Source organism: Paenibacillus mesophilus (assembly GCF_005938385.1).
GTDB classification, from domain to species: domain Bacteria; phylum Bacillota; class Bacilli; order Paenibacillales; family NBRC-103111; genus Paenibacillus_AB; species Paenibacillus_AB mesophilus.
Window position 1 is genome coordinate 444,539 of record NZ_VCRA01000003.1, and the last position, 18,942, is coordinate 463,480.

At 53.5% G+C, this 18,942-nt stretch carries 17 protein-coding genes and 1 riboswitch; of the genes, 7 read left to right on the forward strand and 10 right to left on the reverse strand.

Features of this window, described 5'->3' with window-relative positions; translation table 11 throughout:
- Positions 1-64: 64 nt before the first annotated feature.
- The gene (locus FE783_RS07275; RefSeq protein ID WP_138878673.1) at positions 65-1,297 is read left to right on the forward strand and encodes an MFS transporter; all 1,233 of its coding nucleotides are present in this window, start codon (positions 65-67) and stop codon (positions 1,295-1,297) included.
- A gap of 316 nt (positions 1,298-1,613) precedes the next feature.
- Here the strand turns inward: FE783_RS07275 and FE783_RS07280 are convergent, their stop codons facing one another.
- The 3 genes from FE783_RS07280 to FE783_RS37400 are packed head-to-tail and all read right to left on the reverse strand — an operon-like array spanning position 1,614 to position 4,063.
- Positions 1,614-2,174 (reverse strand): QcrA and Rieske domain-containing protein, encoded by a 561-nt coding sequence (locus FE783_RS07280; protein WP_138878674.1) that lies wholly within the window; start codon positions 2,172-2,174, stop codon positions 1,614-1,616.
- 20 nt (positions 2,175-2,194) lie between these two features.
- Positions 2,195-2,533, reverse strand: coding sequence for a Yae1 family protein (locus FE783_RS07285; protein WP_158301654.1), 339 nt, complete (start codon positions 2,531-2,533; stop codon positions 2,195-2,197).
- Between the two features lie 36 nt (positions 2,534-2,569).
- Positions 2,570-4,063 carry a sensor histidine kinase gene (locus tag FE783_RS37400; protein ID WP_158301655.1) on the reverse strand — a complete coding sequence of 498 codons (1,494 nt, stop codon included), beginning with the start codon at positions 4,061-4,063 and terminating at the stop codon, positions 2,570-2,572.
- A gap of 910 nt (positions 4,064-4,973) precedes the next feature.
- On the opposite strand from FE783_RS37400, the gene FE783_RS37405 reads away from it, so the two are divergent.
- Positions 4,974-5,159, forward strand: a complete 186-nt coding sequence (locus FE783_RS37405) for a hypothetical protein (RefSeq protein ID WP_158301656.1) — start codon at positions 4,974-4,976, stop codon at positions 5,157-5,159.
- Between the two features lie 266 nt (positions 5,160-5,425).
- Here FE783_RS37405 and FE783_RS07295 read toward each other — a convergent pair whose 3' ends face one another.
- Positions 5,426-6,124, reverse strand: coding sequence for a gamma-glutamyl-gamma-aminobutyrate hydrolase family protein (locus FE783_RS07295; RefSeq protein ID WP_138878677.1), 699 nt, complete (start codon positions 6,122-6,124; stop codon positions 5,426-5,428).
- A 177-nt stretch (positions 6,125-6,301) separates the two neighbouring features.
- Positions 6,302-7,855, reverse strand: a complete 1,554-nt coding sequence (locus FE783_RS07300) for a DUF4127 family protein (protein ID WP_138878678.1) — start codon at positions 7,853-7,855, stop codon at positions 6,302-6,304.
- Positions 7,856-8,330: 475 nt separating this feature from the next.
- On the opposite strand from FE783_RS07300, the gene nagZ reads away from it, so the two are divergent.
- Positions 8,331-9,557 (forward strand): beta-N-acetylhexosaminidase, encoded by a 1,227-nt coding sequence (nagZ, locus tag FE783_RS07305; protein WP_138878679.1) that lies wholly within the window; start codon positions 8,331-8,333, stop codon positions 9,555-9,557.
- A gap of 476 nt (positions 9,558-10,033) precedes the next feature.
- Here nagZ and FE783_RS37410 read toward each other — a convergent pair whose 3' ends face one another.
- From FE783_RS37410 to FE783_RS07315, 3 genes are all read right to left on the reverse strand, one after another.
- Positions 10,034-10,210: a hypothetical protein gene (locus tag FE783_RS37410; RefSeq protein WP_158301657.1), complete on the reverse strand. Its 177-nt coding sequence runs from the start codon at positions 10,208-10,210 to the stop codon at positions 10,034-10,036.
- 169 nt (positions 10,211-10,379) lie between these two features.
- A riboswitch (cyclic di-GMP riboswitch) is annotated at positions 10,380-10,462 on the reverse strand.
- A gap of 103 nt (positions 10,463-10,565) precedes the next feature.
- Positions 10,566-11,588: an FUSC family protein gene (locus FE783_RS07310; protein WP_138878680.1), complete on the reverse strand. Its 1,023-nt coding sequence runs from the start codon at positions 11,586-11,588 to the stop codon at positions 10,566-10,568.
- Between the two features lie 115 nt (positions 11,589-11,703).
- A complete protein-coding gene (locus FE783_RS07315) occupies positions 11,704-12,858 on the reverse strand; it encodes an MFS transporter (RefSeq protein WP_138878681.1) in 1,155 nt (384 codons plus the stop codon).
- A 193-nt stretch (positions 12,859-13,051) separates the two neighbouring features.
- Between FE783_RS07315 and FE783_RS07320 the strand changes: the two genes are divergently transcribed.
- From FE783_RS07320 to FE783_RS07335, 4 genes are all read left to right on the forward strand, one after another.
- On the forward strand, positions 13,052-14,974 hold the full coding sequence (locus tag FE783_RS07320) for an ABC-F family ATP-binding cassette domain-containing protein (RefSeq protein WP_138878682.1): 1,923 nt from the start codon (positions 13,052-13,054) through the stop codon (positions 14,972-14,974).
- A 27-nt stretch (positions 14,975-15,001) separates the two neighbouring features.
- On the forward strand, positions 15,002-15,823 hold the full coding sequence (locus FE783_RS07325; protein WP_138878683.1) for a helix-turn-helix domain-containing protein: 822 nt from the start codon (positions 15,002-15,004) through the stop codon (positions 15,821-15,823).
- 156 nt (positions 15,824-15,979) lie between these two features.
- Entirely contained in the window at positions 15,980-16,951 is a 972-nt protein-coding gene (locus FE783_RS07330) for a Gfo/Idh/MocA family protein (protein ID WP_138878684.1), read from the forward strand.
- A gap of 28 nt (positions 16,952-16,979) precedes the next feature.
- Positions 16,980-17,813, forward strand: a complete 834-nt coding sequence (locus FE783_RS07335) for a sugar phosphate isomerase/epimerase family protein (RefSeq protein ID WP_138878685.1) — start codon at positions 16,980-16,982, stop codon at positions 17,811-17,813.
- Positions 17,814-17,877: 64 nt separating this feature from the next.
- Here FE783_RS07335 and FE783_RS07340 read toward each other — a convergent pair whose 3' ends face one another.
- Positions 17,878-18,585, reverse strand: a complete 708-nt coding sequence (locus FE783_RS07340) for a DUF554 domain-containing protein (protein ID WP_138878686.1) — start codon at positions 18,583-18,585, stop codon at positions 17,878-17,880.
- Positions 18,586-18,675: 90 nt separating this feature from the next.
- Positions 18,676-18,882 carry a hypothetical protein gene (locus FE783_RS07345; RefSeq protein ID WP_138878687.1) on the reverse strand — a complete coding sequence of 69 codons (207 nt, stop codon included), beginning with the start codon at positions 18,880-18,882 and terminating at the stop codon, positions 18,676-18,678.
- Positions 18,883-18,942: the final 60 nt, after the last annotated feature.

Genomic DNA, 18,942 nt, shown 5'->3' on the forward strand with positions numbered 1-18,942 from the left:
TGCCTTTTAATGATATGATTTAAGTCAAAGCGCAGATTTAACATACAAGGAAGTGCCTTCGGCTGTGACCTACTCTTGGAAACGCAACTTGTTTATTCTTTGGCTCGGCTGTTTTCTGGTCAGCATGGCTTACTCGGTATCGATACCGTTCATGCCGATTTTTCTGAAAGATGAATTGGGCGTAGACTCTCATCTGGAAACTTGGACGGGAGGCGTATTCGCCATCACGTTTCTGGCAAGCTCCCTGATCGCTCCGTTCTGGGGCTCCATGTCCGACAAATACGGCAGGAAGCCGATGATGCTGCGCGCAGGAATCTGTTTGTCCGCCTCATACTTCATGTATTTTCTCGTCGATGATCCGTATATGCTCCTCGTGGTGAGAGTAATCGAGGGTCTGCTCGCCGGCTATATCCCTTCGGCGATCGCGATGGTCGCCACCAATACCCCGGAGAAGCAGGTCGGCTATGCGCTCGGCATCATTTCTACAGCTTCCGCGGCGGCGGCTATCATTGGACCGCTGGCGGGCGGCGTGATCAGCCACTTCATCGGCACCCGCGAATCATTCTTCGCGGCCGGTCTTATGGTGTTTGTCGCATTTCTGATCGCGCTGATCTGGGTGAGGGAGCCCTCCTTCGTGAAGCCGGAAGGCAAACGCTCCTCGGTATTCAGCGACCTGCGGGAAGCGTCGCGGAACCGTCCGCTCATGTTCGCCATCGCCATCGTGTTCGTCACGACCACCTCGATCATGATCGCGGAGCCGCTGCTGACGATCTACGTGCTGCAATTGGGCTCGAGCGCTTCTTCGGCCTCGCTGAATGCCGGCATCATTTTCTCGGCGGTCGGGATCGCGACGCTGATCGCCGCTCCCCGCTGGGGCAAGCTCGGCATGCGCATCGGCTACGAGAAGGTGCTCTTCATCGGCCTGCTGGGCGGCGCGATCGGCAATGTCCTGCAAGTCGTCTTCCACAATCTGCTCGGCTTCGGTACGCTTCGCTTCGGCTACGGCCTATTCTTCGCAGCGGTATTTCCGTCGCTCAACGCGATAATCGCCCAGAATACGGACCACGGCTTCCGCAGCAGAGCATTCAGCCTGAACCAATCGGCCAATGCGATGGGACTTATGGCGGGCCCCCTGCTCGGCGGCGTGCTCGGCAGCCAAATTCCGATCCCTGCCGTCTTCGTCTTGACCGGAATATTCTTGTTCGGCGTGGCCATGTTCGTCCGGCTGCCCGTATTCTCCGCCTCGGGCCGCTCGGCAGCTGCCGGGACCGCTGCATCGAAAGAGGTGCAGCAGTAAAACGTCTACTAATTGCGAAAAGGCTGCCGATCTTTGCAGGTCGGCGGCCTTTGCTCGTTGCTTGGGGAGTTACGTGTGACGAATGGTGAGTGGCGAAATAGTGGAAAAAATTGCGCTTATTGTGCGCCGGATGAGCCTCGCCGGAGTGATAACGGAAATTTTTGCATCTATTTGGCCAAAAAAACCTCGAAAACCCCATTTTTCGCCGAAATCGCGAACAATAGATGCAAATTTTTCCGTTATTTTCGTAACCATCATGAAAAACGCTCTAATAGCGTCATTTTTTTCCGCTATTCTATCCGATACGTCGGGACAGTCATCTGCTTGCAGCGTTCCCCGCCATCGGCGATAAAAGGTTAAAATACACTTCACCGTCGGCGATTATAGGCTTGAACGTCGCCAACCCCTGTAGGCCTTTACCGTTACCGGTCGCATTCCCGGCTGATCCGAATTCGGCGCCATGGCACGGGCAGCGGTATACGATATCTTGTGACGACGCACCATGATCCGGTTCCCCGACCGGCTCTACCGTACATCCGAGATGAGTGCATATTGGCGACAAAATGAGTAGATTTCCATCCGCATCATTGGATACGTACACGAAGCCTTTCATCTCTTTTGTGACCCAGGCGTCTTGTATCGTTGCCTCGTACTCTATCTTTTCGATGCCTTGCATGGCAGTTAGCCGGTCCAATGCGCCAAGCTTAATGAAATTTCCCGGCCGTTCCTTCGGACCCATCCGTTTTCTACGATTGGACTCTCCGTAGGCAAACAAACTTGTACTTACCGCCAAAATCCCCGTCACTCCCAACGTCAGTTTGCCGGATGTGCTCAAGAATTTTCTTCGGGTAATCTTTTTGGGGAAACGCCCGTTCATATCGCCAACCTCCCGTGAGTTTATGGATTATTCGCACAGAATCGGTGGAGTATATGCAGAAGGATCGCCCAATGAGCGATCCCGCTATCAAATATCGTATTTACTGATGTCCTACCAATTTCCGTACTTCCTCCAACGGAACCTCGATCGTTTCGGCGATGTACTCCGGCGAGTGACCTTTTCGTAGAAATTTGCAAATTATATTTTGCCGTTCGCCTGCCTAACTCCCGTCCTTTATCAAAGCCTATAGCGAAGCCTTCTTCATAACCTTTGGCGAATCCTAGTAGAAAACCAGCCTGATATCCGGAGCGAGTTCCCTCCTCCATGCCCCATCTTTTCCACGCCGGCATCAATTCCATACTTTTCCCTTTCCTCCTCATCCGAATCGAACCGTTTCAAGCCGTAACGCCCTCTTTTATCGGGAAGGAGATATTCATATGGACTCCTCTTCCTTTTTTCGCGTCAAGCTCCAAGCGGCCCTGCAAGTAAAGGATGCGGCTGCGAAGCTGCTCCATGCCGACCCCCGACGTGCGGATATCGGAAGACCGCATCCGGTCGGGCTCGAAGCCGACTCCATCATCGTCATAATGCAGATGGAACGATCCTCTCGCCATCGACAACCGCAGGCTGACAACCGACGCTTCCGAATGCTTCCTCGCGTTGTTGAGCAGTTCCTGCACAATCCGGAACAAATGGCGCTTGGTCTCCAGACCTCGTCGTTCAATCGCGTGAGCGCCGGTCGCATCGAAGCGGATTTCGAAGGGGGAGGCATACGATTCGCGCTCGATTATTTTCTCCACCGTCCGGATCAATCCGATCTCCTGCAGCAGATACGGGTGCAGGTCAAAGCAATTTTGCCGCAAGGTGACGTTAATGATTTCTACGTAATCGACAAGACTGCGAATTTGATCCTTCGCTTCCGGGGGCAGCCCGTATTTGCCGTCTAGTGCGGCTATTTTGCGCTTCAGATGGAACAAATCCTGCATCGTCGTATCGTGCATATCCCCGGCGATCCGCATCCGCTCCCGCTCCTGCAGCTCGAAGCTCAGCTTGCGGAACCAGTTCAAATCCTCGGTTTCCTGCCCGTCGGTCGTTTGCGAGGCCATCCGGTGCAACTTGTCCGTCAGCTTGCGGATCAAGTAAACGTTTTCCAGGTTGACCGCCAAATAAGAGACAATCAAATTCAGCCACTGTACCTCTTCCAGAACGAGCAGAGTGTTCGACCGTTTTTGCGTCATAACCAAGTAGCTGGTATGTTCTTCATGTTTATTGATTTCGATGCACAAGTAGTCGGGGTGATCACATGGCAGCTCGCGCTGCATCATGGCTTCCACTTCGGATTCGTCAATATCCCCCTCACTGATGATTTCCGTGCTATCCCGGTATTTGAAGACGATCGCGCCGCCGTAAACTTCAAGCGTACTTACAATATCTACAAGGATGAGATCCTTCAAATCACGAAAGCTGGAGGCGGAAGTCAAATCTTTGGCGATTTTCTTAAGAGCCGCTTGCAGAAAATATTTGCGCGGGAACATCAACCGTTCCATTCTTGTGTACATGTGCTCTGCGGAGTATAGGACAAAAGTGAGTATGACCAGACTGAAGAAAAAAAACAAAACGCTTTTGCGGACGGACAAATGGTCGTAAAACACCGCGATGTTTAAACCGGTAACAACCAAGCTCGGCACCAGTGCCATAATAACCGTAAACAAGACGCGCCTCAGCACCATGTGGATGTCGTAGATTTGCTTCGTGATGATCAGGTAGGCGAAGGCGAGCGGGAAGATTAGGACGAACCAGCTTGTGATGTAGGACGATACTAGTTCCTCATTATAAATAAGCTTCGGAATAAACGAAAGAAAGGTAACCGGGAGAAACGAAACGAACATCGATGTTATGACAAATCGGATGATGGATGCGATGTTAGAGGTTTCTTTACGATGCCGAAAAAAAAGATAAAATAGTGCACCAAAGCTCATTATGATGCCAACTAAAAATGTTACCAGAATACTTAGTACATTTATCCGATACGTCGTATAATCAACTGTATCTTTCCACAACCAGAAAAAACAAACGGATGCATGATATGTTACAAAAGCATATAGAATGAACACCATCCTAAGTTTTAAATTCAATCCGCATTTTTCCTTAAAAAAAGCCGTAAGGAAATGTAGAAAAGCAATCGTAACTGAAGGCAATGCAATCGCAAGCATAAGTTTGGCAATACCATCGCCCCTAGCAGATCCGGCCAAGCTCATAAATGTTACTCCAACATTGAAAAAAATTAAGGACAATAGAATAGCGGAATTTGAGTTTCTAACCTTTACATATAGTAAAGTCGCGACAGTAAAACATAGCAATTCGGCAACAATAGGTAGGACATCCCTTTTTAATGAATTTGTCACCCCTTTTAAATCAACGAAAATGTTCATGCCATCCCTGATAACTTCAACGTTATCTGCTTGCTCGATTGACCTCCACTTTTTTACAGTAATATGTTCGTTAGGATCTTTTCCATTCACTTTATAAATAATATCTCCGACTCTAATGTCCATTCCCGTAGTTTCGCGTGAAATTGTTTTAACAACCCAGTCGCTTTCCTTTGATAAAGCTAAGTCAACTCCTAGAAAAGGATACCTTAAATGCAAGTACCCGAACCATACTTGCAAAATAATCAAATAAGTGATCACGACAGTAAATAAAATCTTTCGCATCATTAAATTTTCACCTTCCATTTTCACCCTTAATAGCACTATAATAGTAGTGTAATATATTTCCACAAAAATGAGGAGGTCTAATATGCAAACAATTGCGTGGTCACTCGACTTACAAACAATTGCTCGAAATGCAAGAGGACAGAACGGATTTGAAAGCGCAAACAAGCATGTGACTTTGACTGCTCAGGAAAAAAAAGGTCTATACCAAGCGCTTCATAAGCATTCCTCCAAAGAAGATGAGAAAGATGCACTAGATCTTTGGATGTAGAAAACTTTGATGTAGAGCAATATCACTTTCTTTACCGGACGAGCAATTGCAGTACAATTAAATTTTGGAAGGGTGTCCCGAATCACTCTAACGCTTTAGTGATATGAATCTTTTTGCAACAGTCCAAAGCTGTCGAGAATCTATAGGAAGCCGCCTCCTGCAAGGATTTTTTCAAAACAATGCGCAATTCATTCTGCTCCATATTAACGTAAAAAAGAGAACCAATTGTCAAAATCGACAATCGGTTCTCTTTTTTCCATAAAGATTCACTTTTCCCCGCAAGCCCTCACAAAAGCCTCAAAAAGCTTCCGCGAAACATCATCGGTCCCGGCCGTATCCTCAGGGTGCCACTGTACGCCCAAGACGAAGCGGTGCGACTCGCTCTCGATCGCCTCGACTATGCCGTCCTCGGATTTGGCAGTCACGCGCATGCCCGGGGCCGGTTCCTTGACCGCCTGATGGTGAAAGCTGTTCACTTTGAACTCGGTCGTCCCGGCGATACGCCCGACCCTACTGTCTTCCTCGGCGCGCACCCGATGGGACAGATGGCTCCGCGGCGCCTTCTGGCTGTGCTGCAACGTGCTGCATTGCGAATAAATGTCCTGATACAAGCTTCCGCCCAAAGCGACGTTCAATACTTGCTCGCCCCGGCATACGGCGAATATCGGCTTGCCCCGGGCGGCATATTCCCGGATCAGCAGCACCTCCAGCCGGTCGCGCTCGGGCGTGATCCGGCCCAGCTCCGGCAGCGGCTCTTCCCCATAGTAGCCGGGATCGATATCCGGGCCTCCGGTCAGCAGCAGTCCGCTCGTCACCTCGCACAGCCTCCGTACCTCTTCCTCACCCAACCCGAAAGGCACGATGACTGGAATGCCTCCCGAGTTCGTGATCCAATCGCTGTAGGCATGCTTCAGATTGGCGTGTTCCTCCTCATAGTTGGCCGTAATCGCTATAATCGGTTTCATCCCGAGTCCCTCCGTCACACGTTCTCTTTTACAATTCCTGTTATACCTTATGCGCGGCGGTCTGTAAACTTCTCTCGGAGAAGAAATCCTCTCCATTCGGCAACAAAAAGAGACTGCCCGTACTCGGCGACAGTCTCGTTTCTCCAACAAGCGGGACTACTCCCCGCCCATCCGGTTCTATTGCTCCAACACTACCTCGAACCCGACCTCGAACATCCGGCTCCACGGCAGGTGGACATCCTCGATTCTAACGCGGCCGGGGCACCCTTCCTGCACGTACTGCTCGAAAAACTGCTCGAGCTTCGAACGAATGACGGCATTCACTTCCGCTTGTACATGGGTCAGCTCGTAGTAGCTCGCTCCCAGCTTCGGCAGCTCGTTGTGGATGACGTCCTTGCGCACGATCGCCTGATACCCCCAGTCCTCGATCAGACGGAAATAGTAGTACGCGCGGCTGCGGTTAAGCCGCTCCGCCGACTCGTCCCCGCGGCCGCGATAATACGATTCGATCACCGCGTGGGAAACGACGGTGCCCATCGTATTGCCCGACGTATTCCAAGCGGCATAGGCGGCGATGTCGTGAAGCAGACCGCTTGCACTGACCAGCTTCATGAACGGATGATCCGAGCCGTTGCTTACGGCGACGTCGGCCAAGGCGACCATGTGGCCTTCGCGGATATAATGGCGGATCGCCTGCACGAACTCCTTCGTATTGACTTCCGAGAAATACGACCGGTGACGCTGCCCGTAAGGAGTCGAGCATTCGGCCATCTCCTTCTGGCCGACCGGCGGCGAATTCGTCATCAGGATGAAGTCGGTACCGGCGGAATGATCATGTGCGACCGCCCCAGCGGCCGTCAGATGGTATTTGATGCTTTCCCCGAGCGAGCGGTCCTCGTATTTCGGCACGACAAACGGCCCATGCACCGAGGAATACCGGACGAACGCTTTCGGCGTATACTGCTTCGCTTCGCAGAACGCCCGGGCGAACAGCGTGCAGCCGATCTCATCGGCGCCCGGATAGATCATGATCTTGTCGCCAAGATCAAGCTCTTCGGCCAGCAGCGACAGCTTTCGTTGCTCCAGCGGACTGAAGCCGTATTTCGAGTTGTCGTCGAGCGGGATGATCAGAAAATCGATTACGCCGTCGCGGACGAGCTTCATCGTCTCCGCATTGACGAAGGAGTTCGTTTGGCGCCGGGTCAGGAAATCGTCCAGTACGTCCGGAGGGATTTTCGCCTTGACTGCCTCCATACGTGCTGTCTCCTCCGCATCCAGCGTTTCCTGCTCGGCCTTGTCCGTCAACCAGCCGTACGTATAAATCTCGTTGCCGTAATCCGCATAGTAGTCCGGCTCTTCCTCCGAGCTGGAATAGGCGGGAACGCGGGTAATGAGGTTAAAAGCGTATATGCGCAGCTGCGGGTTCGTTCGCTTCAGCTCGGCAAGAACTTCCAGACGTCCCTTGCACTCCGCTTCGCTGGAATGATGGAGACGGGAAGGCACGATTCCTCCGTGGACGAGCATATCAATCGAGACGATAAGCGAGTCCGCGCTGGATGCGGCACCTACCAACCAATCGCGGACGGAGTCCGAATCGGCGGGCGTCTTCTTGCGGCCGAGCAGTCCGATCTCCGGCACTTCCAGCTGCAAATCCGTCATCGAAGCCAAATACAGCGGATAACGGTAATTGCAAGGTCTTTCGTCTAGCGGGATGTATACAATTTTGTGCATGGTTTCTCTCCCTGTGAACATGAAGTTGGTATTAGAGCTAATTTCCATTTTACTATATTTAGTTTGGAGAATAACTCCATTCTACCACGAACCGGGCAGCCAGGGAAAGCGGAATTCGTATTCAAACTGCGGTTGTATCGAGAGACATACTTCCGGTACGCAGAATGCTGCCTCCAAAACAAATTACGGTCATTTGCGACTCTTAAATGCTGCGAGAAAAGACGGATCATGGTAGTAGAAGCTGCAGCTCTTATTTCCGATCCCCCCCAATATCCGCCTATTTGGTTCAAATAAGAGCCCCTAACATGCTCTATTATTCCAAAATCGCTGTTTCCCGCTAAAATAAAAGGTACGTATCACATGGTCTGATTTCACATCCGCAAACCGAAATACTTTAGGAGGCAACCTCTAGACATGCGTATTCCCCCGTGCCGTCTGGGGCATGCTGGATAGAACCGAAAAGGAGTGATTGCTCTTGCGGCTTGTACGCCCTATTTCCATTCTTCTTCTATCAGCAGCGATCGCAACCGGGTGTGCCGGCCGCAGCCCGGAGCAACCGCAGCAGCCAGGGCGGGAACCGGCGCCCGCTCCGCCTCCGCAGGTCCAGTCGGACCCGATCAAGGATAAAGTGAAGGCGATGCCGCTTGCGCACAAGCTGGGCCAAATGATCATTGCAGGAATCGACGGCACGAGCGTAGACGAGCACGCGCGAAGCTTGATCGCCGACGGCCGGATCGGGGGCTTTATCTTGTACAAAGCGAATATAGAATCGGTGGAGCAGACGACAAGCCTGCTGAACGGGTTAAAGGAAGCGAACCGCGCCAATCCGGTACCGCTCCTGCTCAGCGTCGATCAAGAGGGAGGCCGGGTGAACCGGCTCCCGTCGTCGTTCGCTGCCGTGCCATCTAACCGGGACATCGCCAAATCCGGGGACAGCAAGAAAGCGCGCGCCGTCGGGGAAGCGATCGGGGAACAGCTGCACGCCCTGGGCTTCAACGTCAATTTCGCGCCGGTGCTTGATGTGGACAGCAATCCGAAAAACCCGGTGATCGGCAGCCGTTCGTTCGGCTCGAGCGCATCGGTCGTAAGCAAATTCGGGGTGGAGGAAATGCTCGGCCTCCGGTCGAAGCGGATCATCCCGGTCGTCAAACATTTTCCCGGTCACGGCGATACGTCGGTCGATTCGCATCTCGACCTGCCGGTCGTGAACAAGACGCCCGATCAACTCCGGGAGCTTGAGCTCATTCCGTTTGCGGAAGCGATTCGTTCGAACGCGGAAGCGATCATGATCGCGCATATTTTACTGCCGCAGATCGACCCGGAGCACCCCGCCTCGATGTCCGCCAAGACGATAACGGAGCTTCTGCGGGGCGAGATGGGCTATGACGGGATTGTCATCACCGACGATATGACGATGGGAGCGATCGTGAAGCATTACGACATCGGCGCTGCCGTGGTTCAATCGGTCAAGTCCGGCAGCGACATCGTATTGGTAGCGCACGACTACGAACTAGCGAGGAAAGCGCTTGAAGCGCTCGAACAAGCGGCAAAATCCGGCGTTATACCGGAAGATCAAATCGACCGGAGCGTCTATCGGATTCTTTCGCTAAAGGAGCGGTATGGCTTGACTGACAACCCTTCCGGTCCGGCGGATGTCAATGCGATTAACGCCGCATTGGATAAGGCCACCGGCAAGAAATAGCGCAAGTAGAGTAGTAAATCTTCGAAGCTGCTTATATACTTTTCGGACCCCGGATGCCGGATGTTTTCCATCGTTCGGGGACTCGTACTTCGACGTAAAACTCTTTACGAAAGGCATGCCAGGTGCACAATGAACCGAAGTTGCTTATTAGCAAACCTCATTGCGCTATTTGGCTCCATTTCTCGGCAATTGAAGGAACAGCGAACCTGGAGTCACTATTACTGAACTTAAATTCAGTATTAGTGAAATTGGGATCGCTACTTGAAGAATTCGACCATTCGGCATTCAATTAGCGCAACAGAGTTCAGTAATAGTAAAGTTGGGTTCGTTAAGGCCAGTATTCTAATTGCCATAATTCCAGCAGAGAGGGTTTACTTGCGCTTAAGTTCTGTAAAGGCCGCGGAACGGCGTGGAAGTCGATAAAATTAAAAAACGGCGAGCCTAAGGCCCGCCGTTCCTGCATCAGACTATATCCCTCAACAACGCTTATTCACAGTCATCATGTACTCCCGGACCGTGCCCAGCGCTTCCGTAAATTCGATCAATTGTTCCTTCGTCATATTGTCGAAGCTTTGCAGCAATCCGTTCACGCCGTCTTCGCTAATCCATTGCTCCAGCTCCAAGGTCAGTTCGCGCATTCCCGGTTCGTTCATAGCAACATTCCTCCGTTGTCGATGGATGGTTCAATAAGCAAGGCGCAGCAGTTCGTCACTTGCCTCCTTTCGGTCTCATAAGCTCGTTTTACGCGATCGGCGAACCGAAAAAAGAAAAACTGCCCGAAACAGGGCAGTGATCGCCAATAAATCTGGAAACCACTTCAATTTCGGCAACCCAGCAGCCATGGGAAATCCTTTAGGCCTGTAGCTTTGCGTCCCTACCTTTCGATAGGTTTGCCATTTGTCGATCCAAGTGATCTATTGTCGGTAAAGTCGGTTTCATTATACCACGTATAACGATAAAAAAGAACTACTTTATCGTATAATCATAGGATAAAAGACCTATATACGATTAGATTTTGAAAAAAGCGTCGCGCCCGTCGACGATCGATCTGGAGGACACGAAGAGGAACGTTTGCTTAATGCCGGCAAACTCCCGAACGTATTCCGCAAGCGCCTCATACGCCTGATAATACGGAAACAGCGTATAAGCCGGAACCGCTCCCTCCGGCTTCAGCAGTTCCGGCCGCAGCGCCTTCAGCATAAGCTCCGAATGGATTTTCCCTCCCTGCATGACGCGCTCCTGCAGTCTGACAGTCAAGTCGATGGCTCGGATGAGACGCGAGCGTTCCGGGCAGGACAGATCCGCCTTCTGCAAAGCTTTCACCAAATCGCGAATGCGCTCGAGCATCGTCTCGTAGGTGCGGAACAAATCTCCCGGCTCGACCGGTTCGTTCCGGTTCAGCCAGCGGTCTTCCCGGATCAGGCCGGATATTTCTTTTCCCGTCTCGATATAGCTGCGCACCTCCTCGATCTGTTTGCGCATTTGCGGCTTGTAAGGAGTCATCCGGCTGCACATCAGGTCGTACTGGATATAGTAGAGCATCGTCCGGAGCATGCTTTCCGATTTCATCAGAAGCACTTCCTCCCGTTCCCGGTGTACCGGCTTGCGGATTAGGTTGACGGCCGTTCCGACGAGCATGCCGATAATGACGAGCATGAGCTGATGGTAAGCGGCGTTGCCGTGCAGTTCGTCCGACGTTCCGATCGTGTTGACGGCGACGATGACGGCAAGCGTCAAGGAAGCGGTTTTACGCAGGCGGACGTGGATCGCCATGACAAGCAGCGCGACACCCGCGATGACGATGGAGTAGTTTCCGATTACGAGCGCCGCTCCTATTCCGAGCAACGCGGCGAACAGCGCGCTGGCCAGATGCGAGAGCGTATGTTTAAGCGAACGGTACACGGAAGGCTGGACGGCGAGCATCGAGATGATGCCCGCGAAATGATCCGGCTCCAGATTCAACAGCCGGGCGACCGAGATGCTGATCGCGATGGCAATGACGGTTTTGATAACACGAAGTCCGACCAACATAAACAATCTCCACCCTTCCGATTCATGTTATATATAATAACACAGAGAAGGTGGAGATGCGGATTTTTTTATTTAATTGTAATGTTAATTCACACAAATATTACATAAGTTCGTCTTAGGCACTTTCCATCCCTCGCCCAAGCCGCCGTACCGCAAGAAACCCGATTCCTCCGATACAACACAGCACAGCCGCCGAACGGAACAGCGCATCGAAGCCGGAATGGTCGATCAGCCAGCCGCCGAAGTTGCTTGCGATCAAGATCGCCAAATTCATATAGACCATGCTGAACAAAGTTTGGGCGGTCGTTTTCCACCCCTCCGGGCACAAGTCGTTGGCGCACTGGACACCCGCGGCGTAAAACAAGGCGAACGTAATCCCCTGCAGCGGCTGGGTAAGCAGCAGCACCGCCATCGGAGGATCGAACGAAACGATGAACAGCCGAAGCGCCGCGGTAAAAGCCGCCAAGGCGAGCATCGTCCGGTAACCGAACCGTCCGGTGAAACGGGCGGCAAAAAAGAAAAACGGCAGCTCGGAGAGCGCCGAGACGGCGGTCAGCCAGCCGATTTTCTCCGAGACGTTCCCCCCGGTCGTTCCGAGATAAACGGAGAAAAACACGCTGAAGCTTTGCGTTCCGCATGCGACGAGCAGCACGAGCAGCAAAAATAAGGCGAACTCCTTTCTCGCCAGAAGCTTGCCCACATCGCGCCAAGAAGCGTTTCTTCGTACCCCGCCTTTTTTCAGAAGCAAAGAGATTACAAATACGACAACCATCAAAGACATATAGACGACAAACATATGCTGAATGCCGATATGCGAATACACGATTCCGATCGGAGATACCATCAAAGCGAAGCCGATCGAGCCCCATACGCGGGAAGCCCCGTACGTTTGCCGGTGTTTCTGGGCGTGAGCGACCGCAATGGCATCCGACAGCGGAATCATCGGCGAGTTAAATACGGCCAGAACGACCGCCGTTGCGGCGTAAACGGCGAAGCCTCCACCGGTCGAATAACCGAAGGCGATCGCCGGAGTCATCAGGCTGCACAGCATCAGCACCGCTTTTTCGATTCCGTGTCTGTCGCACAGCAGACCCCACACCGGCTGCACGAACAAGGCGACCAGCGGTCCGATCGCATACAACGCTCCGATCTGTTGGTTGGTCAAACCCGATTCCCTCAGCCAAAATCCGAGAAACGGCGAATAGGAGGCGGCGGCGGCGAAGAAGAAAAAATAGTAAACATGCGGCGCGTAAGGCTGCAAACGATTCATGCTGTTCAGCTCCAATTCGGTGATCCATGCCCTTTAAACGTGTCCTTGCTTCCGATGTTTACGATAACACGGCTGTCCGAGACCGTCAAACACCCTCACATGCCGGGCAAAAGAAGCGCCAAACGTTCTGTTCCGCGGCGAAATATGCTATGCTTACATGTACAATACCGAATATAAAGGAAACTGGAATATAATGAATCTACTAACCGCGGAACGACTCAGCAAAAGCTTCGGTATGAAGCAGCTGTTCGAGCAAGTATCTTTCAGCATCAACGAAGGGGACAAAATCGGGTTGATCGGCATCAACGGCACCGGCAAATCGACGCTTCTGAAAGTGCTCGCCGGCGCAGAGCAGCCCGACGAAGGGACAATCTCGATCCGGAACGGCATCTCCATCGAATATTTGCCGCAAAATCCGCCAATCGATGACGACGCTACCGTATTGGGCCATATTTTCAGCGGACGCTCTCCGCTGATGCAGCTGCTGCGCGAGTATGAGAGCGCGATCGCACAGCTCGAACGGGGAGAAGACAGTCCTTCCCTGCAGAAACGGCTGCTCGAGCTGAACGGACGTATGGATGCAGCCGATGCCTGGCAGGTCGAGAACGAGGCCAAGCGCATATTGGCGAAGCTCGGCATCAGCGACTTCGAAGCCCGCATGGGAACGTTGTCCGGAGGCAGGAGGAAACGGGTCGCACTGGCCGGGGCGCTCATTCGTCCTGCGGATATCCTCATTCTGGACGAGCCGACGAACCATATCGATACCGGCACCGTTGATTGGCTCGAACAGCATTTATCCAAATCGAAATCGTCGCTGCTCATGATCACGCACGACCGGTACTTTCTCGATCGCGTGGCGGGTCGCATTATCGAGCTGGATCACGGCAAGCTGTACGGCTATACCGGAAGCTACAGCGTCTTCCTCGAGCAGAAAGCCGATAGAATGGCGCAGCAGCAAGCATCGGAGGATAAGCGGCAAAACCTGCTCCGCCGCGAGCTCGCCTGGATTCGCAGAGGCGCGAAAGCGCGCTCGACGAAGCAGAAGGCGCGGATCGAACGGTTCGAGAAGCTGCAGGACGCCGCCCCGGAAGCCGCCCCCCAGGATATGGACATCGCGCTGTCGGGAGCAAGGCTCGGCAAGAAGGTGATCGAGCTGCACAACGTTTCGAAGCGTTACGGCGACCGCGACATTATCCGCTCGTTCAGCTACATCGTGCAGCGCGACGACCGGATCGGCATCGTCGGCCCGAACGGGGCGGGAAAGTCGACGCTGCTCAAGCTGATTGCAGGTAAGCTGACGCCGGACTCCGGAGAGCTCGATATCGGACCAACCGTCAAGATCGGCATGTTCTCGCAGGAAAACGAAGAGCTGAACGAATCGATGAGAGTGATCGAATATATCCGCGAAGCGTCGGAGCAAGTCCGCACTTCGGACGGCGAGCTGATCAGCGCCTCGCAAATGCTGGAACGGTTCCTGTTCCCTCCGTCCGCGCAATGGACTCCTATCGCCAATTTGTCCGGCGGCGAGAAGCGGCGGCTGTTTTTGCTGCGCATCTTGATGGAAGGCCCGAACGTGCTGCTTCTGGACGAACCGACGAACGATCTTGATATTCAGACGTTAACCGTTCTCGAAGATTATTTGGAACGTTTCCAAGGCGCCGTGCTCGTCGTATCCCACGACCGTTATTTTCTGGACCGTACGGTCGACGCTCTGCTCGTGGCCGAAGGAAACGGCGAAATCTCCCATCATGCCGGCAATTTCTCGGACTACAGGGAACGGCTGAAAGAAACGGAAGCTGCCGCGGCAGCAGGCAAAGAAAAAAAACATGCCGTTTCCTCCGAATCGGCAGCCGACAGCCGACCGAAGGACAAAGCGCTGAAATTCTCGTTCAAGGAACAAAAGGAATACGAGGAAATCGACGAACGGATCGCACATGCGGAGCGCGATGTAAAACAAATCGAGGAAGAAATCTCGAACGCCGGCGGCGACTACGAGGCTCTCGGGAAGCTGACAGCGAGGCATCAGGAGCTGGTTGCGGCGCTGGACGGCCTGTTGGAGCGATGGACATACTTGACCGACTTGGCCGAGCGCATCGAGCTGCAGAAGAACGGATAATTCCACCGTATCGCTGGAGGAACAAGCATGGAGCAACGGGCGCTGTTTATACGCAGCTCTATCGGCACCTATAGTGAAGACTGGTTCGACGTCGGCTTCCATCAGAATACGACTCTGGAAATCGAGATCATTCTGGAAGGCCGCGGCTTGTTCGAATGGCCGGAGCGGAAAGTGTTCGTCGAGACCGGTCATGTTGTCATCATTCCGCCGGGCATTCCGCACCGTTTCGCCGCCGTAACGAAAGTCCGCTTCGGCGTCATTCATCTGCAAGGGATGCCGGCCTCGCTGCGTGAAGTTGCGGACAAGCTTGCCCACGACTATGCGCAGCCGCGGATGTATGCCTTGTCCCGGATCGACCGGGACCGCTTCGAGAAGCTGTTCCGGGAATGGCTGCGCGTGCTGGCTTCGCCGCTGAAGGAGCCGCAGCGGACTCACGCCGTCTGGGCGGAGCTGCTGCTGCTTTATTTGCACGAGCACTCGCAGACCGATCTGCAGGCGATGACGATTACGAAGGCGGCCGATTTCTTGCGGGAAAATTTACGCCAGAACGTTCAAGTGGCCGATCTCGCCGAGCTGACCGGACTTACAGTAGCCGGCTTCAGACGCACGTTCGAGAAAATATACCGGCTAAGTCCGAAGCAGTACCAGCAGCAATGCCGGATGCAGGAGGCCAAATGGCTGCTCAGCGCAACCGACAAAGATTTGAACGAAATCGCCGAGCAGGTCGGCTTTCACCGGCTTCATTCTTTTTCCCAATGGTTCAAAGCCGTGGAAGGAACTTCGCCCTCGCTTTGGCGCAAAAGCCAGAAGGCGATGCACGGGATTGATATTCCAACGCAAGCAAATTAAGGCACCCCCGGCGGGTGTCTTTTTGCGTAAATTCCGTTTCCATTTCGATAAATACTTTTCCGGGAATATCCACTATTCTTGTTCGTGTAGAACAACGATTTGCGAAAGTCCGGAGAGACGAGCTCCGCTACGCAAACTTCCAAGGAGGAATCCGCGATGAGTAAAGTGAGAATCGGATTTATCGGCGTCGGCGGCATGGCCGAGCACCACATCAAGACACTGCAGAAGATCGAACAGGCGGAGTTCGCCGCCGTATATGACATCAACGGGGAACGCGCCAAGCAAATCAGCGATACATACGGCGCGGAAGTGTTCGCTAGCGCCCAACAGTTGATGGACTCTGGCAAGGTTGATGCCCTGTACGTATGTACGCCCCCCTTCGCAAGAGGAACGATCGAGGAAGAGGCTGCCGCGAAGGGGATCCATCTTCTGTCGGAAAAACCGGTAGGACTCGACATGGAGACGGCGAACCGGATCAGCAAGAAGATAACCGAAGCCGGCATCATCAATTCGTCCGGCTACTGCTTGCGATATTTGGAAACGGTGCAAAAAGCGAAAAGCTATTTGGCGGACAAACAAATCGACATGATCCAAGCTTATCGGATCGGCGGATTGCCGGGAGCGAAGTGGTGGACCCAGATGAATATGTCCGGCGGACAGATTGTCGAGCAAGCGACGCACCAGGTCGACCTTGTCCGCTACTTGGCCGGCGAATTCGATCAAGTTCAATCGTTGTACGCGCAGCGAAGTCTCCGCCGCCTCGCTCCGGACGCCACCATTCCGGACGTCGGCATCGTTTCGTTCACGATGCGTTCCGGCGCGATCGGCTCGCTCGTCAATTCGTGCGTATCCCCGCACTACGGTCGCGGCGATGTGGAGCTGTTCGGATTGGACTTCTACTTGGCGATCAAAGGAAATTCGCTTACGATTCACGACGCTACTCAGAAGCAAACGGAAAAATGCGATACCGATTACGTGCTGGAGCAGGATCGCGCTTTCGTGGAGGCGATTCGCACTGGACGTCAAGAACTTGTGCTGGGCAGCTATGCGGAAGCGGTAGCGACCTTGGAAGCGACGCTCTGCTTCAACGAATCGGCGGAGAAAAACAGCCCTGTAGCCGTCGGTTAACGGCCAATCGAGAGGAGCGAACATACGCATGCTGAAAAGCGTAAACCAATGGTGCTTTCCTGCCGGTACGCCTTTGCCGGAGCTATTCGACATTAGCCGCAAGGCGGGGTTCGACGCCGTCGAGCTGAACGTTTACCCGTCCGCGCCGGACTCGGTAGGCTTCACGTTGGATACGACCCCGCAGGAAGCGGACGAAATCGCCAAGCTGGCCGAGAAGAACGGGCTGAAGCTGAGAAGCATCTCTACCGGCCTGCAGGGGAAAACTCCCATGTCTTCGCCCGACCCTTCCGTCCGCGAGCAAGGAAGAGCGGTCGTCATCAAGCAGCTCGAGCTCGCCGAGCGGGTCGGAGCCGATACGGTACTGGTCGTGCCGGGCTTCGTAAATGCGGCTACGTCTTACGACGATTGCTACGACCGGAGCCGCGCGGAGCTGGAGAAGCTGATACCGGAGGCGGAGAAGCGCGGCGTCAAAATCGCGGTCGAGAACGTGTGGAACAAATTCCTGCTGTCCCCGCTCGAAATGAAGCGGTACGTCGACGACTTGAACTCTCCGAACCTGGGCGTCTATTTCGACGTGGGCAACATCATCCTGTACGGGTTCCCGCAGCATTGGATCCGGATACTGGGCAGCCGCATTTTCAAAGTACATGTCAAAGATTTCAAAGCGGCCGTAGGCAACGGCGGCGGCTTCGTCCCTCTCCTTGCCGGAGACGTGAACTGGCCGGAAGTGATCAAGGCCTTGAAGGAAGTCGGCTACAACGATACGCTTACAGCGGAGATCGGCATTTACGGCACGATCCCTCACCAGCAGGTATACGATACGGCGAATCAGCTTGAAGCTATCATTAACAGCGCTCCGTAAGAGGTAAAAGACCGCTCCGAACCGCTAAAGCGGACCGGTAGCGGTCTTTTTTTGCCCGTACACATCATCCCCCAACGCCGATCATAACCGCCACAATGACGGCCATCACAACGACGGCAGGCAGCATATTCGCCACGTGAATCTTCTTCAGGTCGAGCAGGTTGATGCCTACTCCGATGATCAGCACTCCGCCTACGGCGGATACTTCCCGCGTAAGAATCGAGATCGTCTCCGTACTGAATTGCGAGGCGAGTAATGCCGCGCAGAGCGCTATCGCCCCTTGATATACGAACACCGGTACGGCCGAGAAGGCGACTCCCAGGCCGAGCGCCGAGGCGAAAACGATCGACAGAAAGCCGTCCATCAGCGATTTGGCGTACAAAATCTGATGGTCATGGCGAATACCGCTATCGATCGAGCCGAGTATCGCCATCGCGCCGATACAGTAGACGAGCGTTGCCGTAACGAACGCTTTGCCGATCTTCCCTTCCTCTTTCGCGCTTACTTTGCTCTCCAGCCAATGTCCGAGACGCTCCAGACGGTATTCCAGCCGTACGAGCTCCCCCGTTATCCCGCCCAGCACGAGACTGATGACAAGGGCCAAATACTGTTCCGTTTTCATTGCCATCATCAGGCCAAGCACGCACAGCGCAAGCCCTATACCTTGCGTGACGGTCCGGCGCAAATCGTCGTGAAGACGCGGTATGAACAAAGCCGCGAAGCTTCCCGCGACGATCGCGACCGCATTGACGAACGCTCCCCATAACACCATGCCGCCGAATTCCTCTCCTCACACGAACAAGACTTTCCCCGCCTCCGGGAGAAAGTCTTCCGTCCACCTTATAGATCCGCACCCATTAGTTCAGCCAGTAATGTACCACACCAAAGCAAGACAAGATACGACGCTGGCCGCCGCGTAAAATATCGTCAACCGGAGCGTGTTGGCTCCCGTCTTCTTCTCATAGTCCGGATTGCCCTCTTTATTTTGTTTGGAATTGCCGATCATTACTGTCGCGACGGCGGCGAAACCGATCAATACGACCAATAAGACAATAACGATTGCGTTCATAGGAACCCGTCCTTCCCTTTTCCGATTCGGTGTATCCATTCATCCTTATTGTATATCGGC

Excerpts from the sequence above, each read along its gene's own strand:
- FE783_RS07295 (WP_138878677.1), bottom strand. The coding sequence starts at position 6,124 with ATGAAACCGATTATAGCGATTACGGCCAACTATGAGGAGGAACACGCC.
- FE783_RS07310 (WP_138878680.1), bottom strand. The coding sequence starts at position 11,588 with ATGTTGGTCGGACTTCGTGTTATCAAAACCGTCATTGCCATCGCGATC.
- FE783_RS07320 (WP_138878682.1), top strand. The coding sequence starts at position 13,052 with ATGAATCTACTAACCGCGGAACGACTCAGCAAAAGCTTCGGTATGAAG.
- FE783_RS07315 (WP_138878681.1), bottom strand. The coding sequence starts at position 12,858 with ATGAATCGTTTGCAGCCTTACGCGCCGCATGTTTACTATTTTTTCTTC.
- FE783_RS07280 (WP_138878674.1), bottom strand. The coding sequence starts at position 2,174 with ATGAACGGGCGTTTCCCCAAAAAGATTACCCGAAGAAAATTCTTGAGC.
- FE783_RS07300 (WP_138878678.1), bottom strand. The coding sequence starts at position 7,855 with ATGCACAAAATTGTATACATCCCGCTAGACGAAAGACCTTGCAATTAC.
- FE783_RS07340 (WP_138878686.1), bottom strand. The coding sequence starts at position 18,585 with ATGGTGTTATGGGGAGCGTTCGTCAATGCGGTCGCGATCGTCGCGGGA.
- FE783_RS07345 (WP_138878687.1), bottom strand. The coding sequence starts at position 18,882 with ATGAACGCAATCGTTATTGTCTTATTGGTCGTATTGATCGGTTTCGCC.
- FE783_RS37405 (WP_158301656.1), top strand. The coding sequence starts at position 4,974 with ATGCAAACAATTGCGTGGTCACTCGACTTACAAACAATTGCTCGAAAT.
- FE783_RS07335 (WP_138878685.1), top strand. The coding sequence starts at position 16,980 with ATGCTGAAAAGCGTAAACCAATGGTGCTTTCCTGCCGGTACGCCTTTG.
- FE783_RS07330 (WP_138878684.1), top strand. The coding sequence starts at position 15,980 with ATGAGTAAAGTGAGAATCGGATTTATCGGCGTCGGCGGCATGGCCGAG.
- FE783_RS07285 (WP_158301654.1), bottom strand. The coding sequence starts at position 2,533 with ATGGAATTGATGCCGGCGTGGAAAAGATGGGGCATGGAGGAGGGAACT.
- FE783_RS07325 (WP_138878683.1), top strand. The coding sequence starts at position 15,002 with ATGGAGCAACGGGCGCTGTTTATACGCAGCTCTATCGGCACCTATAGT.
- FE783_RS37410 (WP_158301657.1), bottom strand. The coding sequence starts at position 10,210 with ATGAACGAACCGGGAATGCGCGAACTGACCTTGGAGCTGGAGCAATGG.
- FE783_RS37400 (WP_158301655.1), bottom strand. The coding sequence starts at position 4,063 with ATGTTCGTTTCGTTTCTCCCGGTTACCTTTCTTTCGTTTATTCCGAAG.